General features: G+C 37.2%; 16 protein-coding genes and 1 other annotated feature. Of the genes, 2 read left to right on the top strand and 14 right to left on the bottom strand.

Going from position 1 to position 16,486, the window contains the following annotated elements:
- Positions 1-44: 44 nt before the first annotated feature.
- A complete protein-coding gene (locus VPHSUH08_RS02340; RefSeq protein ID WP_199176052.1) occupies positions 45-1,379 on the bottom strand; it encodes a hypothetical protein in 1,335 nt (444 codons plus the stop codon).
- A gap of 111 nt (positions 1,380-1,490) precedes the next feature.
- Here VPHSUH08_RS02340 and VPHSUH08_RS09525 point away from each other — a divergent pair, with 111 nt between their 5' ends.
- A complete protein-coding gene (locus VPHSUH08_RS09525; RefSeq protein WP_038125447.1) occupies positions 1,491-1,727 on the top strand; it encodes a hypothetical protein in 237 nt (78 codons plus the stop codon).
- 122 nt (positions 1,728-1,849) lie between these two features.
- Here the strand turns inward: VPHSUH08_RS09525 and VPHSUH08_RS02350 are convergent, their stop codons facing one another.
- The 5 genes from VPHSUH08_RS02350 to infC all read right to left on the bottom strand — a co-directional run bounded on the left by VPHSUH08_RS02350 (position 1,850) and on the right by infC (position 4,591).
- Positions 1,850-2,491: a PdaC/SigV domain-containing protein gene (locus tag VPHSUH08_RS02350; protein ID WP_038125449.1), complete on the bottom strand. Its 642-nt coding sequence runs from the start codon at positions 2,489-2,491 to the stop codon at positions 1,850-1,852.
- Between the two features lie 268 nt (positions 2,492-2,759).
- Positions 2,760-3,314 carry a hypothetical protein gene (locus VPHSUH08_RS02355; protein ID WP_105086632.1) on the bottom strand — a complete coding sequence of 185 codons (555 nt, stop codon included), beginning with the start codon at positions 3,312-3,314 and terminating at the stop codon, positions 2,760-2,762.
- A gap of 143 nt (positions 3,315-3,457) precedes the next feature.
- Positions 3,458-3,808 carry a 50S ribosomal protein L20 gene (gene rplT / locus VPHSUH08_RS02360; RefSeq protein WP_004696335.1) on the bottom strand — a complete coding sequence of 117 codons (351 nt, stop codon included), beginning with the start codon at positions 3,806-3,808 and terminating at the stop codon, positions 3,458-3,460.
- Positions 3,809-3,854: 46 nt separating this feature from the next.
- Complete coding sequence (gene rpmI / locus VPHSUH08_RS02365) at positions 3,855-4,052, bottom strand: 50S ribosomal protein L35 (RefSeq protein ID WP_004696338.1); 198 nt, start codon at positions 4,050-4,052, stop codon at positions 3,855-3,857.
- 20 nt (positions 4,053-4,072) lie between these two features.
- Positions 4,073-4,591, bottom strand: a complete 519-nt coding sequence (gene infC / locus VPHSUH08_RS02370) for a translation initiation factor IF-3 (protein ID WP_008601314.1) — start codon at positions 4,589-4,591, stop codon at positions 4,073-4,075.
- A 433-nt stretch (positions 4,592-5,024) separates the two neighbouring features.
- On the opposite strand from infC, the gene VPHSUH08_RS02375 reads away from it, so the two are divergent.
- Positions 5,025-6,518: a DASS family sodium-coupled anion symporter gene (locus tag VPHSUH08_RS02375; protein WP_105086633.1), complete on the top strand. Its 1,494-nt coding sequence runs from the start codon at positions 5,025-5,027 to the stop codon at positions 6,516-6,518.
- A gap of 160 nt (positions 6,519-6,678) precedes the next feature.
- Here the strand turns inward: VPHSUH08_RS02375 and VPHSUH08_RS02380 are convergent, their stop codons facing one another.
- From VPHSUH08_RS02380 to mltG, 8 genes are all read right to left on the bottom strand, one after another.
- Complete coding sequence (locus tag VPHSUH08_RS02380) at positions 6,679-7,236, bottom strand: MarR family winged helix-turn-helix transcriptional regulator (protein ID WP_158251055.1); 558 nt, start codon at positions 7,234-7,236, stop codon at positions 6,679-6,681.
- 651 nt (positions 7,237-7,887) lie between these two features.
- The gene (locus tag VPHSUH08_RS02385) at positions 7,888-9,093 is read right to left on the bottom strand and encodes an MFS transporter (RefSeq protein WP_105086635.1); all 1,206 of its coding nucleotides are present in this window, start codon (positions 9,091-9,093) and stop codon (positions 7,888-7,890) included.
- A 155-nt stretch (positions 9,094-9,248) separates the two neighbouring features.
- Positions 9,249-11,159: a threonine--tRNA ligase gene (gene thrS / locus VPHSUH08_RS02390; RefSeq protein ID WP_105086636.1), complete on the bottom strand. Its 1,911-nt coding sequence runs from the start codon at positions 11,157-11,159 to the stop codon at positions 9,249-9,251.
- A 141-nt stretch (positions 11,160-11,300) separates the two neighbouring features.
- Positions 11,301-11,533, bottom strand: a binding site (T-box leader).
- Between the two features lie 236 nt (positions 11,534-11,769).
- Positions 11,770-12,759: a hypothetical protein gene (locus VPHSUH08_RS02395; RefSeq protein ID WP_105086637.1), complete on the bottom strand. Its 990-nt coding sequence runs from the start codon at positions 12,757-12,759 to the stop codon at positions 11,770-11,772.
- Between the two features lie 95 nt (positions 12,760-12,854).
- The gene (locus VPHSUH08_RS02400) at positions 12,855-13,136 is read right to left on the bottom strand and encodes a DUF4911 domain-containing protein (protein ID WP_105086638.1); all 282 of its coding nucleotides are present in this window, start codon (positions 13,134-13,136) and stop codon (positions 12,855-12,857) included.
- A gap of 3 nt (positions 13,137-13,139) precedes the next feature.
- Positions 13,140-14,384, bottom strand: coding sequence for a U32 family peptidase (locus tag VPHSUH08_RS02405; RefSeq protein ID WP_038150033.1), 1,245 nt, complete (start codon positions 14,382-14,384; stop codon positions 13,140-13,142).
- Positions 14,384-14,992: an O-methyltransferase gene (locus tag VPHSUH08_RS02410; protein ID WP_105086639.1), complete on the bottom strand. Its 609-nt coding sequence runs from the start codon at positions 14,990-14,992 to the stop codon at positions 14,384-14,386. Before VPHSUH08_RS02410 ends, VPHSUH08_RS02405 begins: the two co-directional genes overlap by 1 nt.
- 23 nt (positions 14,993-15,015) lie before the next feature.
- A complete protein-coding gene (gene mltG / locus VPHSUH08_RS02415) occupies positions 15,016-16,449 on the bottom strand; it encodes an endolytic transglycosylase MltG (RefSeq protein WP_105086640.1) in 1,434 nt (477 codons plus the stop codon).
- Positions 16,450-16,486 lie beyond the last annotated feature (37 nt).

A 16,486-nucleotide genomic window follows, 5' to 3' on the forward strand; every position in this document is an offset into this window, starting at 1 on the left:
GCTACAAGCTCATTTTTAATTATTATTCAACTCATAAATAACGACTACTTAGTATTCTTAATATCATAAGTAACCATGTCTTTTGGCATCTTAGCCCCCAGTCCACTTTGAAATGTATTATAGTAGTCCTTATTGTTATTAGTATCTACATATTGCACAATATCACGATAGTCTTTTACCAATAGATTACTATTATTAGACATAATAAAGTGCGTATATACAAATTGTTTGTCATGAGATATTAACATATACAAAGTTGTTTTAGGGCGCTTAATTTGCAAGTATACAGATGGCATAGCATCATTCCATACAGTAGCAAATTGAATTGGTTGTCGCATCGAATATTTGTCAGACATAATGATACTTCGTACAACTTTTGGGAATATATTCTCTAGATGTTGCATATCAGTATCTGCTATTGGCATCACCATAATCCCTTCTTTATAATGATCGCTATCATGTATGTACATATACGAATCGCTTTTATCTACCCGTACCATTTTACTTGTTTTTAGTGTTAAAAATGTAAAATCATTAATTTTTAATGTCTTACTTTTAGAAAGGATATCCTTAGCTGGCTCAATAGATGGTAGAACATAGTTTACCAAAGGTGACATTATAATTTCTTTAGTCTTATCTGCACCTTGTTTCTCCAATGAGTTCAACTGTTTTTTAGTTGTCAAATTGTAACCGATATGATAGGAAATTGTAGGTGTATCCTTCATTGTAAAATTGATACTCCCTACCATCGGAGTCCCCTTAGCATATGTTACATCCCATGTAGCTTTTTCTATAGTAGGATACATAAATTTATCAGCATATAATGAAGGATTAGGCGCTTTATACACTCCAGCTGTTTTCTCTGCAATAGCTTTCATATCATCAATAGTCAACTTGTTATATGGAATCTTACTATCTTCCCAATTATTTCCAGCTGGTTGATGTCGTAATTCATAGGCCATAATCCCATTAGGACTCATAATCATTGCCTGTTTGAACGCAGAGGTGCCATCTGAAATTTTTTCAGTATTGCCATACCGACTTGGATATGGCATAGTAAATTTTATATTTGCTCCATCCTCCTTTAAAATAAATACTGTTGAAGAAAAATTTAGTGAATGGTTTAACTCACGATTTGAATAAATTACCTTATCTAAATCTATATCACCATTACCTACCACTGCTTTGGGCATATAATTTTTTATCTCTGCTTCAACCTCGCGTTCTATCTTCTGTGCATCTGAATCAGTCTTGCGATAATTTTGATATGAATCCTTTGATATGGTAGAATCCGCACCTGGTATATTAATATCAATTGCTTGGCTACCTAATGTCACAAAACTAAAACATAGTGCAGCCATTAACGCACGTTTCATCATAAACTCTCATCCTTTCACATAATGTCTCCCCAATATTATATATATAGAATATCATATTTTATTTGACTCATAGTAGTATAATATAAATATAGGAACAAGGAGGTAATTACTATGAAATTTACAAAACGTATACTCATCATGACTGCTTTAGCCGTAACCGCTGTTGTATCTACTGGATTTGCTTACGATTATGTATGCAATAACTCTCAGTACAATTGCAACACTAATACACAATACAACTCCGATAACAATACGAACAATACTAACTATGCACCAGGCACCAATAACAACCAAAATTATTGCGGTCCAAACTCTAATACTAGAGGATGCGGCGGATTTAGAAGATAATATGGTAAATACGATAAAGGCCTATAGTACTAAAAATGTACTATAGGCTTTTGTCGTATATTACAAGAATACTATTTAATTCATCAAAATACAGTTAGGATCGATATAGCAACATACTTTTATCAGGAGTTCATTCTGTTAAAGTATTCAATGGCTTTTGGTGTAAAACCAATATAGGTATTACCAGCTGCGTACGGTCCTAGTTCATATGGTTGGTAAACTAGATCAATGTTCCCCTTACCACGTAAGCAATAGTTATCGGTTACATATTTTACACTCCATCCACTTGGAATATAGCTCTTTATATGATTACCTGTATAATAACTTAATACATGGGATCGTAAACCGTTATCCAATTGTGCTGCATTCGCAATTTTTATATAGTTATATAATGGAATGCGTTGACCTGTTACTTTATTATATACAAGACCTCTTGTATTATACATACCATGAGCAGCTCCGGCGTAGTAATAATAGGTAGTTAGTAGGATTGAAACAACTTGACTATCCTCATAGGTAACCTTATAGTTTTGAGAAACTTGATAAATATGTTGGTTGTAATACATATCCTTTGCTTCGAGTACATAATTTGCAATATCTGTATTAATAACTCTTTGAGCATAAGCATGTTCTGTATAAACTAAAGGATACTTTAAATCTAAATTTACATCTGATTGACTGCCTGTAACAACAGTTGCATACGTTGGTACAGTTAACATAACACCTAACATAGAGGTCATACATAGCTTTTTAAAGATTCCCATAATAATGTCTCCTTTTACAAGCACCTTAAATAGGTTTATTACTATGTTAGTTCTACAAGCTATAATAAAACTCCTCTTTTATATTTTACTTTTTTGATAGTTTATTTCACTTTATAAAACAGCTAAAACGATTTAGTATTTTACACTAAAATATAAATGTAGCTATATCATACTTTCACCATATAAAAAAGGACCCTCCAAAGAGAGTCCTTAATCTGTATTATTATGCTATTAAGCGTTTTTAGCTACTTCCATAAACTCATTTATCTTATTTCTTATGAAGAGCCATATTTTCAAAAGCTGTACCATAAGCTTCTTTAAAGATATAGTTACCTACAACATATTTAGGATCACGCAAAGCTACATCAACATATTGTTGTGGAATATTACCGAAATTCCCCAAAGCCACACCTTCATAATTAAAATCTTCCACACTATTTATCGTTAATTTCATACCAGAGCTAGCTTGTTTAGCATATATGAGGAGTGAATAGTCTTGTGCATACTGTGGAGTACGTAATACGCTGGCTACAGAATGGTTTATATCATAACGATAAGTAACTAAAACCTTGTGAATATATGAGTTAGTTCTACGACTATTATTATTTTCAACCTCATATACAACTGCCTGTGCTTTATAAATAAACTGGTTCTCTTCTATTCTTTTAATAGAACTCTTGTCTACAAAATACGTAATGGCATTTTTCCCTGTAAGAATAGGAATATTATTCTTACCATTTTTAATAGCTTCCATCGATATAGCTTGAATTTGTAATGGTATTACTATACATACTAACAATAACATAGAAAATAACTTTTTCATTAATTTAAATCCTCTCTTTTAATATTATCACACACATTATATGTATAGAATATCATATTATAAAAGTATTGATAATCTATTACTTTCACCACATAAAAAAGGACCCTCCAAAGAGAGTCCTCAATATATATATGGTTATGCTATTAAGCGTTTTTAGCTACTTCAACAAGTTTAGCGAATGCTGCTGCATCGTTAACTGCCAAGTCAGCCAACATTTTACGGTTAACTTCAACGCCTGCTTTAGCTAAACCAGCGATGAAACGGCTGTAAGTTGTACCGTTGATGCGAGCCGCTGCGTTGATACGAGCGATCCACAATTGACGGAATTCGCGTTTTTTCGCACGACGGTCACGACGAGCGTAGTACAACGCTTTCATTACTGTTTCGTTAGCTTTTTTGAACAAACGAGAACGTGTACCACGGTAACCTTTAGCTAATTTTAAAATCTTTTTATGACGTGCATGAGCTGTAACGCCCTTTTTCACTCTTGCCATTGTATATTCCTCCTAAATTACGATATATCGATCTAATAGTTAACGATTAAGCGTATGGTAAGCATTTAGCTACGCGTTTATGGTCAGCTTTTGCAACCAATGTAGCTTTACGTAAATTACGTTTACGAGCTGGAGATTTTTTCTCAAGAATGTGGCTTTTGAAAGCTTTCGCACGCTTGAATTCACCAGTACCAGTTACTGCGAAACGTTTAGCCGCTGCGCGACGAGTTTTAATTTTTGGCATAATATAATCCTCCCAATACCTTATTTACTTACTAAAATCATGGTCATGTTACGACCTTCTAACTTAGCTGCTTTTTCAATAGACGCCGTTTCTTTGAGTTCATCAGCAAAACGTGTCAATACCGCCATGCCTAGTTCTGGATGTGAAAGCTCACGACCGCGGAACATAATGGTTACTTTTACCTTATTGCCTTCCGCCAAGAATTTGGATGCGTTTTTCATTTTTACGTAAAAGTCATGGTCTTCAATATGTGGACGTAATTTGACTTCTTTCAAAGTTACGATTTTTTGTTTTTTCTTCGCTTCTTTCTCGCGTTTTTGTTGTTCATAACGATATTTACCGTAGTTCATAATGCGAGCTACTGGTGGTTTAGCGTTAGGTGCAATTTCCACAAGATCAAGATGCTGTTCTTCAGCCAATGCCAAAGCCTCACGGCCAGACATAATACCGATTTGTTCGTTTTCAGGACCTACGACACGAAGTTCACGAGCACGAATCTCTTCATTAATGCGTGGTGTATCCTTGCTAATAGCGTTCACCTCCAAGAGAATAAAAAAAACGGACGGCAAACACCATCCGAATAGAATTCTCTATATTAACCTCATACTTCTTGGTATTAGGTGAGTGGCGGATGGCCTCTGCTTCATAAATTACTTAATTATAATAACAAATTAGATAGTGAAAGTCAACAACAATCTTAGGTTGCTCTCAGCAATTTATTATTACAACTCTTACAGTATAACAGAGATTATAAGTTCTGTATATAGGTATACTTACTGACACCTATCCCCCTTTATGTATACAATATTTCTATAATATAATTATTAATTCTATAGAAAAATACGATACAATAATATATATAACATATTCTACCTGACTAGATATTATCTAACTGAGTATTATCTAACTGGGTATTGTCTAACTAGATATTATATAGTAATAGGTATTACACAAATTGAAAGGGGTTTTATTATGAGTGTAACAACTAGTTCGCCTTCTCAAAAGGCGCGTACAACAGTTCAAAATATAGGTCTTATTCTTGCCTTTATTGTTTTAGGCAGCATTTTATTATTACCAACACCAGAAACATTATCTACCGGTGGTCATCGCATGATTGGTATCCTCGCCTTTGCTATCATCTTGTGGATGACATCGGCTGTATCCTATCCGGTAAGTGCGACCATGATTACGGCACTCACTGCCTTATTACTAGGCTTCTCTCCAAATCCAGAAGCGCCAGCGAAAGCTATGGGCACGGCCAATGCTTTAAAGCTGATTATTTCAGGTTATTCTTCCCCTGCGATGATTCTTGTAGGTGCAGCTATGTTTATTTCCGTAGCCATGCGTAAAACAGGTCTCGATCGTCGCATTGCCATGCTCGTGTTATCTAGTGTAGGCACAAAGGTAAGCCGCATCTATTTAGGCGTTATTATTACAGGTCTTATTCTAGCTTTCTTTGTACCGAGTGCAACGGCTCGTATCGCTTGTTTGGCTCCAATTATTATTGGTATCGTTGAAAACTTAGGTATTGAACGTAAAAGCCGTGTAGCAGCCCTACTCATGGTAGGTGCCGTACAAGCAGATACATTTTGGAATATTATGATTCAAACAGCTGCCGCACAAAACCTCGTAGCTGTTGGGTTTATGCAAACACAGATGAACACATCTGTAAGTTGGATTGATTGGCTTACAGCAGCTGCACCGTTCTCCATAATTATGGCTATTATTACTTACTTTGTAACGCAAGCTTTTATTAAACCTGAGTTTAAAGAGCTCGTTGGCGGTGATGTACAACTCGCTAAAATGCGTAAAGAAATCGGTCCAATGACATTTGATGAAAAGAAACTATTATGCATCTCTATTGGTTTATTAGCATTGTGGGCAACGGGAGGTAAATTACATACCATCGATACTACAACAACTACAATTATAGCAATTGCCTTATTCTTTATCCCTAAAATTGGCATTATGGACTGGAAATTTGCACAGCCAAACATCGACTGGGGATCGATTGTTATGTTTGGAGCTGGTATAGGACTTGGTTCCGTATTACTTAAAACAAAAGCTGCTACTTGGCTCGCACAGGTATTTGTAAATGCCTTCTCCCTTGAAACGGCAAGTGTGTTCCTTTTGATTGCTATTATGGCTGCCTTTCTGATTTTAATCCATCTTGGATTTGCATCAGCTACAGCTCTCTCGTCTGCCATGATTCCTATCGTAATATCCATCGTTATGGGACATTCCGCAGAAGGACTTAATCCACTTGGCGTAACAATGCTCATGCAATATGCAATCTGCTTCGGTTTAGTATTACCAGTAAACTCACCACAAGGCATGGTAGCTTACGGAACAGATACATTCGACGTAAAAACATTTATGACTACAGGCATTCCATTAACCATCATCGGCTATATCATGATGCTCGTATTTGCACTCACATACTGGCACTGGATCGGAATTGCATAAAATTAATTAGCTATCAGAATCCTACAATTTCTTATTACCGGAAATTGTAGGATTCTTAATTTTAGCAGTTTAATTCCTATACTTATATACTAATGTTTTAATACAATGCTTATTATCTAACCTCTTTAAACATTAAGCTACCATATTTAATCTGAACAGATTAGTCTACTTTTTCCTGACTAAAATGGCTAAGTACATATGATAAGTTTGATTTCATTTCTCCCTTTTTACGCATACACATAGCAGAAAATGTATTCCCTAAGACTTTATCATGTACCACTTGTACCTCTTCAAATAAAGTCTTTCCTTCATAGGTCAAAGCTAAGCATTTAGATCGTTTATCATTTGGACAAGTATCACAATTAACTAAGCCTTTTTTCGCTAGATTTTTAACGACTTCAAACAAATTACCATATGACATGCGTAATTCATCTACTATAAAGCCTAATGTTGGACTACAAGATGATACATAGACAAACTCTAAAACATTGTACTGCATGGGTGTTAAACCAAAGCGTTTTAGTGTGGCCACTTCCCTATCATGAATCACCGTATATATACGCTCAAATAAAAACCATAACTGCTTATCCTCTGGTAAAAATACATCTCTAGGCACTTTTTTTGCCAACTTTAACCGTTTTCCGTATCTCACAGCCCGCTCTAATCGATTAAAACGTTCCTCGCTCTCACTAACCTCACGCAAACGTAATCGCGCCACTTCGATCACTCCTTCTCCATATATATACATACAAACAAAAATATTCTAATTCTAATAAAAATAAATAGAGATATTAATAGGCATATTAAAATTCATATTTATATTCTTATATATGAATATTCTCATAGATACTCATAGATATAAATATAAATATAGACATAAATATTGATATAAATAGAAATATTTTTATATCTATTGCTATTTAGAAATTATCGGTTAAACCTATTTACTATTTCTACCATACATAGCCCATTTTAGAGATACTACCAGTTAAAAATAAATATTTTTAACTGGTAGTATCTCTAAAATGACATATATCTACCTTTAACAAAATTAGTTTTAATTGGTAGTATCTCCAATAATTATATGAAAGGGAAATCTTGCGTTATACTTTACATCAAAAACTAAATATCCCAGAATATTATTCGACACTTTTTGTTAAGTTCCTGCAAGTAACTTCATGATTTATAAAATAATAGTTCCATGAATATAAAAAGCACCGTCTAAATGATATGTACCCCCCTTTACTGGACAATCAGTAAAGGCGGTACATATCAAAGACAGCGCTTAGTTAACTATTAAAGCTTAATAAAATAGATATCTTTATTTTATTAATCTCATTTACCTATTCTATTTATTAAATTAATTTGCCTATTCTAGTTCCTTACCTTTTAGTTCAGGAATCAAGAATACGGTTGCCAATATATCGATTACATAGATAATAGCCAAGAATGCAATTGCCACTTGGTATGAGTACACTGAAATAATCATACCTACTACCATTGGGCTAAAGCCACCTACGGCGCGACCGATGTTAAATAACACGTTTTGAGCCGTTGCGCGAGCACTTGTTGGATAGGCTTCTGCCATTAAGGCACCATACCCACCCATCATACCATTTACAGAGGCCCCTAGAATAGCGCCGGCAAATAGCATAGCTGTTGGATCAGATAGTTGAGAATAAATCAAAATAGATGCCACAGCACATACTTGGAACAAGATAAATGTTGGTTTACGGCCAATTTTATCAGCCAATCGTCCGAATAACCAAATGCCGACCATCATACCACATACAGTTACGGCAGTCCACAAACCAGATTTTGTAAGGGAAAACCCTAATTGCTTACTCAAGAAATTAGGCAACCAAATCATAATACCGTAGTAACCAAAGTTTTGAACAGATGTTAAAATAGCAACACCTATGGAGGTCTTTGTAGTTCTTACATCTTTTACTAATAACTTGAATGAGTTCGTATGGGAATGTTCCTTAGTGTCTTTACTTTGAACAAAGATTTCTGGTTCATGTAATTTCGCACGGAAGATCCAGGCCACAAAGGCAGGAATAATGCCAACCATGAACATACCACGCCATCCAATATAAGGAAGTAATACGGGTGTTAACAGTGCTGCAGCCAATACGCCTAACTGCCAGCCGATGGCAACATAGCTTGTTGCCTTTGCACGGTGTTGTGCCGGCCATGCTTCAGCTGCTAAGGCCATACCAATGCCAAATTCACCGCCTAAGCCGATGCCGGCAATTGTCCGATATATGAGAAGATCCCAATAGCCTTGTGCAAAAGCACATAGACCAGTAAATACAGCAAATAACACAATAGTCCATGTCAACACACGAACACGACCAAACTTATCTGACAAGGTACCAAAGATAAAGCCACCGATTACGGCACCTACCAAGGTCCACGTCACAAGTGAACCTGCTTGACCCGTAGTCAAGCCTAAGTCCCCTGAAATCAAGGTTAGCATAAAGCCAAGAATCAAGAGATCAAACCCATCCATGGCATAACCTATAGATGAACCAATAACAGCTTTCCAACCGTATGAATTTACTTCTTTCATAGTCATTTCCTTTCGCTACTCACAGGTAACAATTAAAGAGAATATAATAACAAAATCCCCCTCATATAATCTCACCACTGATAAATTATACAGACTAATCATAATTGTGCAAGATGTGAGGGGGATTTTTATCAATATAAACAATAGATATTTAATTAATTACGTTCTTTAATTTCAATCTTAATAGAATTAAAGAATTCTTCAAATGGTACAGAACCTAATTCATCACCACCGTGTTTACGAACGTTAACTGTGCCTTCTTCAACTTCTTTATCACCCACAACAAGCATGTAAGGAACTTTTGCCATTTGTGCTTGGCGGATTTTATAGCCGATTTTTTCACTGCGATCGTCTACTTCTACGCGTACATAGTCGCGGTGCATTTGTTTTGCCAATTTTTTAGCATATTCAACATGTTTTTCAGAGATAGGCAAGATTTTAACTTGTACAGGAGCCATCCATGTTGGGAATGCGCCTGCATAGTGTTCAGTTAAGATACCAATGAAACGTTCCATAGAGCCGAAGCATGCACGGTGAATCATGATAGGACGATGTTTTTGACCATCTTCACCAATGTATTCAATTTGGAAACGTTCAGGCAAGTTCATATCTAATTGAATAGTACCACATTGCCATGTACGACCTAAGGAGTCTTCGATATGGTAGTCAAGTTTAGGACCGTAGAATGCGCCGTCGCCAGGGTTGATTACGTATGGAATACCTTTCGCTTCGATAGCATTACGCAATGCTTCTGTCGCTGCTTCCCAAATTGCGTCATCACCCATTGCATTATCAGGTTTAGTGGACAGTTCTACATGATATTTCAAGCCGAATTGACTATAGATACGGTCGAACAATTCGATAACTTTCATCAACTCAGTTTGCATTTGATCTGGCAACATGAATACATGAGCATCGTCTTGTGTGAACGCACGTACACGGAATAAGCCGTGTAATGCACCAGACAATTCATGACGGTGAACTAAACCAAGTTCAGCGTAACGCAATGGGAAGTCACGGTAGGAGTGCATTTCGTTTTGGTAAACCAAGATACCACCTGGGCAGTTCATCGGTTTAATTGCATATTCTTCATCGTCGATGATTGTAGTATACATATTTTCACGGTAATGATCCCAGTGACCAGAAGTTTCCCACAAATGTTTACTCAAGATGATAGGTGTACGAATTTCTTCATAGTCAAAATCATGGTGAACTTCACGCCAGAAGTTTTCTAATTCGTTGCGAAGAGCCATACCTTTTGGTAAGAAGAATGGGAAACCAGGACCTTCTTCTTTGATAACGAACAAACCAAGTTCTTTACCAAGTTTACGATGATCCCGTTTAGCCGCTTCTTCAAGCAAGTGAAGGTATGCATCAAGTTCTTCTTTCTTTTCAAATGCAGTACCGTAAATACGTTGCAACATTTTATTCTTTTCATCGCCGCGCCAGTATGCACCTGCAATGCTTTGTAATTTAAAAGCTTTTACCTTACCAGTGGATGCCACGTGAGGTCCTGCGCAAAGATCAATGAAATCGCCTTGAGAGTAGCAGGAGATTACAGCATCTTCAGGAAGATCTTGAATCAATTCTACCTTGTAATCTTCATTTTTAGCTTTAAAGAATTCGATAGCTTCTTGACGAGGCATAACGGATTTAGTAATCGGTAAATTTTCTTTTACAATACGGCTCATTTCCTTCTCGATTTTACCCAAATCTTCAGGAGTCAAAGTATGTTCCATATCGATATCATAGTAGAACCCCTTATCGATAGCAGGACCGATAGCCAATTTAGCTTCAGGCCATAAACGTTTAACAGCTTGAGCCAAGATATGAGAAGCTGTGTGGCGCAAAGTATGTTTACCACCATCTTCTTCGAATGTTAAGAATGCTACTTCAGAACCATCTACAAGTTCTTCGCGAAGGTCTGTTAATTCGCCATTTACGTTAGCAGCTAGTACTTTTTTAGCCAAGCTGTTAGATAATTGTTTTACTGCTTCCCCAAGAGTAGTGCCAGCAGCATATTCCTTCGCACTACCATCAGGTAAAATGATTTTTACATCTGCCATTTTTCTTTCCTCCAATTTATAAACCAGGATAGCTTTGATTTTTTACTTTCATCAATAGACCTACTTACCACACAATACATAAGCATTTTGTAAATAGCTTGTAGGAATTGGGTAATAAAAAAAGACCTTCTATCCCTACAAACAAGGGACGAAGATCATTCGCGGTTCCACCCTAGTTAACTACCTATACGAATATATGTGTATAGTTAATTCACTTCATTAAGCCCGATAACGGTGGCGGCCGTACTTGCCTACTTAGGTTCGACAAATCAGTTTAAAGGGGGTAACTCTAATATATGTGTAAGGCATTTCCAGCATCTGCCTCTCTCTGGTACACAGGGATAAAAGAATCATGTCCTTTGCATCACTTTTACTAGATTATAGTATCATAGAGGACTAAAAAATTCAATACAGTTTAACTGTAAATTTCTTGAAAACTATAAATTGTAATTTTTTAAATCCATAAATTGTAAATCTTCTCTTCATTTATATTGATACATTTATATTTTAAAGAAAACGGCCCGCGAATGATATGCTCCCCTTTACTAGACAACCAGTAAAGGCAGAACATATCAGAATCTCGAGCCATTTTATATGTATTATTTATAAATTAACGTTTGAAGTTTGTAGACAGCATAGCGCCAATTACTTTTTCCAATTTGCTAGTGGAAAGGTCTGGACCTTTGTAAAGTGTTAAGAGCACGTCATTAGAATTATCTTGTTTAGATACCATCATAACGCCACTACCGCGAGCCCCGTTATCATCGTAATCTTTCGCTACGATAACAAGGTTCAAATAATGGTCCTTCATGTATGTATACACCTTGCTTGTACGCGCAGAGGAACCAATCATTTTTGCCATGTTCATACCACGGTTAAATACGATTGCATTTGCATTATGAGGATTTGCCGCTAATTGTTGCTTCTCTTCCTCATTTAGAGGCATGAGGTTTACCATGAGAGAGTCGCCCATCTTGCCGCGGAACATGGCTGGCATCGTTTCGCGCACATCATCAGGAATGCCTGTATCAGCAGTCAATTTCAATTCCTTAGGAACGGTCATGTATAAAACGCCCTTGCTATTGCGTCCCACCTCTGTTGTACTGAGGTCTACAGCGCTAAGCATAATGGAATCTTTAATGGTCGCCACTTGATTAGCCAATGGTTTTTCAGGAACGCCACGGCTCGCCAATTGTACATCGCCAGATTTAGTTTTTTTCAATGTTTCCACGTTCCAACTTGCGCCTTTTTTGTCTGCATCGCTAGCTTCTGTGAAAGCATTCGCCCCGTCTTTTGTGCCTACATATACATACGTTTGAGCTGGGATGATAGTATCTGGTGCGCCAGACTTATTGAAAGCCGCACCGTATACCACATTAGGAATCACAGTAGAACCAATTTGTAAATTGTTGTTAGTTTGGCTTTCCACATCAAAATTGATATTCCCTGTGAAAGTCATATCAGGACCATGGTTGATAACAACCACATCCCCGGCTTGAGGAATGATTACAGGGCCTACAGGACCCGCCATAGCTACACCTGCCATAGATGCTCCAAGGCAAGCTGTTAATAATGTGCGTTTCAAAATAGATTGTTTCATAGATATACTCTCATTTCTCTACAATTCGTATACATTTAATATAATTGTAAATCTAGTATAGTCACAAAATTCCCTCATACAATTTACAATCATGATTATACTTTATCTTCTATAGTGACATAGTCGGATAAACTACTTAATACTTCAAGCGCCAAAGGCCTTGTAGATGGTGTGCAGCGCAACATGCACCGCCCATTCGTATCTACAGAGGTCATAACACCTAAATATTCATAGCCTTCAATGATGCGATTGATAAAATTCGTATGCTTAGGATCAATGTGAAAGTACACATACGCTTCTTCTCCAGAGGTGGTTAAGTCGGGTACATCTGGAAATGCACCGATTGATTTACTCGGTTCTAAGGCTATACCACTCATAAACTATTCATCCTCTTTAGGTTTGCACTCACGGCGCATCATGGAATATGGTTCAAGTGGTGTATCCATATAAATGCGTACTTTCATTTGTGCGTGAGGTGCTACATCGATAGGATTGCCATCTTCATCTGTCATTTTTTCGATAACAGTTTCAACGAGTTCCCCTTTCGGTTGGCAGAATTCTACCTTATCGCCCACCTTGAAGTTATTACGTTGTTCAAGATCAACGTATTTTTCTTCTTCGTTGTAGCCCATAACTAAACCGATGAAGTCATGGCTCTGCGTATTCGTAGATTTACCATAGTTTTGAGCCGTTTCATCAGGACGACCTTCTGCAAAGCCATCTGTATAAGGACGATGGGAAATCTTCTCTAATTCTGCAATCCATTCTGGACGAACATACCAATCTTTACCTTCTTTAAGGTATGTATCAATCGCTGTACGATATACTTTTGCCACTGTGGCACAATAGTGAACTGATTTCATACGCCCTTCAATTTTAAGGCTATCAATACCAGCTTCATAAAGATCTGGAATGCGGTGAATTAAACACAAGTCTTTAGAGTTAAAGATATACGTGCCATGTTCATCTTCTTCGATTGGGTAATATTCACCAGGTCGATTAGATTCCACAAGAGAATATTTCCATCGACAAGATTGAGAACATTGACCACGGTTAGCATCGCGATTACCTGTCATATAGTTAGACAATAAGCAGCGACCGGAGTAAGAGATACACATAGAACCATGTACAAAGGACTCAATTTCAATATCTACATGGTCCTTCATTTCTTTAAGGTCTGCTAAGGATACTTCGCGAGCCGCTACAACACGTGTGGCACCAAGTTCTTTCCACATCTGAACTGTATGCCAATTCGTAGTAGAAGCTTGTGTACTTACGTGAAGCTCTAAACCTGGAGCTACGCGCTTAGCAAGGCTAAAGATACCCATATCGGCAACGATGATAGCATCAACACCGATACTTTCAAGGAATTTCAAATAATCCTCTAAGCCTTCGAAGTCCTCGTTGTGAGGAATGATATTACATGTAACATGAATCTTTTTGCCATGCGCATGTACAAATTCTACAGCTTCCTTTAATTCCTCATCGGAGAAATTAGAGTTACCTGCGCGCAAGCCAAAACGTTTACCTGCGCAATATACGGCATCCGCACCATAGCGGATAGCCATTTTAAGCTTGTCCATATTACCTGCAGGACAAAGCAATTCCATAAAGTGTTCTGCCATTATTTGTTGTGCCCTTTCCACACACTCACACTCATACCATCACCCATGGGATAAATGGTAGTGTTAAACAATTCTTTATTTTCAACATATGTTAAGTATTCTTGTAACCGTTTTACGATAGTTTTAAACCGTTTTGGTGGTTCCTTATCGCCCCTTACATAGCCTCTAAAGAGTACATTATCTGCAAGAATGACGCCCCCTTCTTTCACATGTGGCAGAATAAGTTCAAGTTGTTTTAAATATTGCCCCTTTGGACCATCTAAAAACACTAGATCATATTCCCCAGTGAGTTCCGTTAAGATTTGAGACGCATCGCCTTTTAGCAATGTAATATTATCAGCATAATCGGATTGGTTAATATAGTATTTCGCCATTTCGTGACGCACATCATCCAGTTCAATGGATGTAATATGCCCCTCTTCCTCGTCGAGTAGCGGAGCCATCAACAAAGCCGAGTAACCAATGGCGGTGCCCACCTCTAACACAGAGGTGGGCCGGTACAAACCTATTAATTCTTCAAATAGATGAACCTCAGATTCTCGTAAAATCGGCACATCATTAATCATCGCGTAAATACGCTGTTCATTTAAAATATCATTTAATATCATGAAAGTAGATTAAATCTCCTACATTATCTATTGTTAGTACCACTAGGAACTACCAACGTAGAGCGTTCAGCAGGATTTGCAGGTTCTACCTGAATTTGTGGTACTTGTTGTGCATTAGGAATAACATTCTGCATCGATTCAGGTACAGGTGTCGTCGTTGGTACATACGTATTGGTATTTGTATTATTTCCATAGGATGGAGCAGTTGGCGTAACTTGCGTCGATGATTGATTTTGTGTTGAACCTGGTACAGGATCTGGGACCTCAGCCGCTGGAACTGTAGTTGGTGTGTATTTATAACTAGGTTCTACATCAACATATTGAGAATCTGCTTCCACTGCTTCTGCAGAACTATAATTATAATTAGGCTCTGTAGTCGCTACTGCTACGTCATAGTTAGGACCAACTTGTGCAGCTACTTCAGTATTAGCAGAAGAATTTTTTACTGTGTCAGCGCCATAAATTTTATTAACCTCTGCTAAATGTTCTTCGTATGATTTAGAGAAGTGATTATGCCCCTCTTTATCTGCTACGAAGTATAAATAATCTGTATTTTCAGAGTGTAATACTGCATCTAAAGCTTTTTTACCAGGGTTTGCAATTGGTCCTGGTGGTAAACCTTTAGATACATATGTATTATATGGGCTTTGTAATTGTGTATCACCAATCGTTACATTTTCCTTTGCATAACCAAGTACATAGGAAATAGTCGCATCAGATTGCAATGGAATACCATGAGCTAGACGCTTTTTAAACACCCCTGCAATGGTTGGACGGTCTGCATCAAATAACGACTCTCGTTCAACGATAGACGCCAAAGTTACAAAGTCATGAATACTCATATGTTGAGCTTGAATTTGTTTCTTCACAGCTGGTGTGAGATAACGATTCATTTCATCAGCCATCATTTGAATAACATCACGAGGTGTAGCCCCTACGGGGATTTCATACGTACTTGGGAACAAGAAGCCTTCTACAGGATATGTAGCAGGTTTTGTACCTTTCATGTATGGGTATGGTACATAAGTTTTAGCTTCAGCCAAGAAGTCCTTCGCCTTCATGATTTGATTCTTTTCAAGAACGATAGCGATATCCCCAACTGTATAGCCTTCAGGAATTGTAACACGAATAGATTCTACATGACCTTCTTGTAACAAAGAAATGAGTTCGTGCACAGTTACCTTATTAGGTATTTGATAATGGCCAGTTTGAAGCTTATCATTGGTACCACTCAAGTATAACCAAAGCTTAAAGCCTTGAGTTGAGCGAATAAGCCCCCTTTCAAAAAGCATATCTGCAATTTCAGTACCCGTTTGACCTTTTTCTATAACGACTACTTGTGTTCCATCATCTTGAGCAAAGGTATTCGGTACAAAGTACAATGCACCAAGGCCTCCACCAATAATTAATATACCTACAATAACTAGGATCAAAATATATCTTAAGGCTTTTCTCACGTTGTTGAGTTCCTTTCTGTAACATAACAGTATATCA

Origin of the sequence: Veillonella sp. S13054-11, from assembly GCF_002959795.1 — a bacterium.
GTDB lineage: Bacteria > Bacillota > Negativicutes > Veillonellales > Veillonellaceae > Veillonella > Veillonella parvula_E.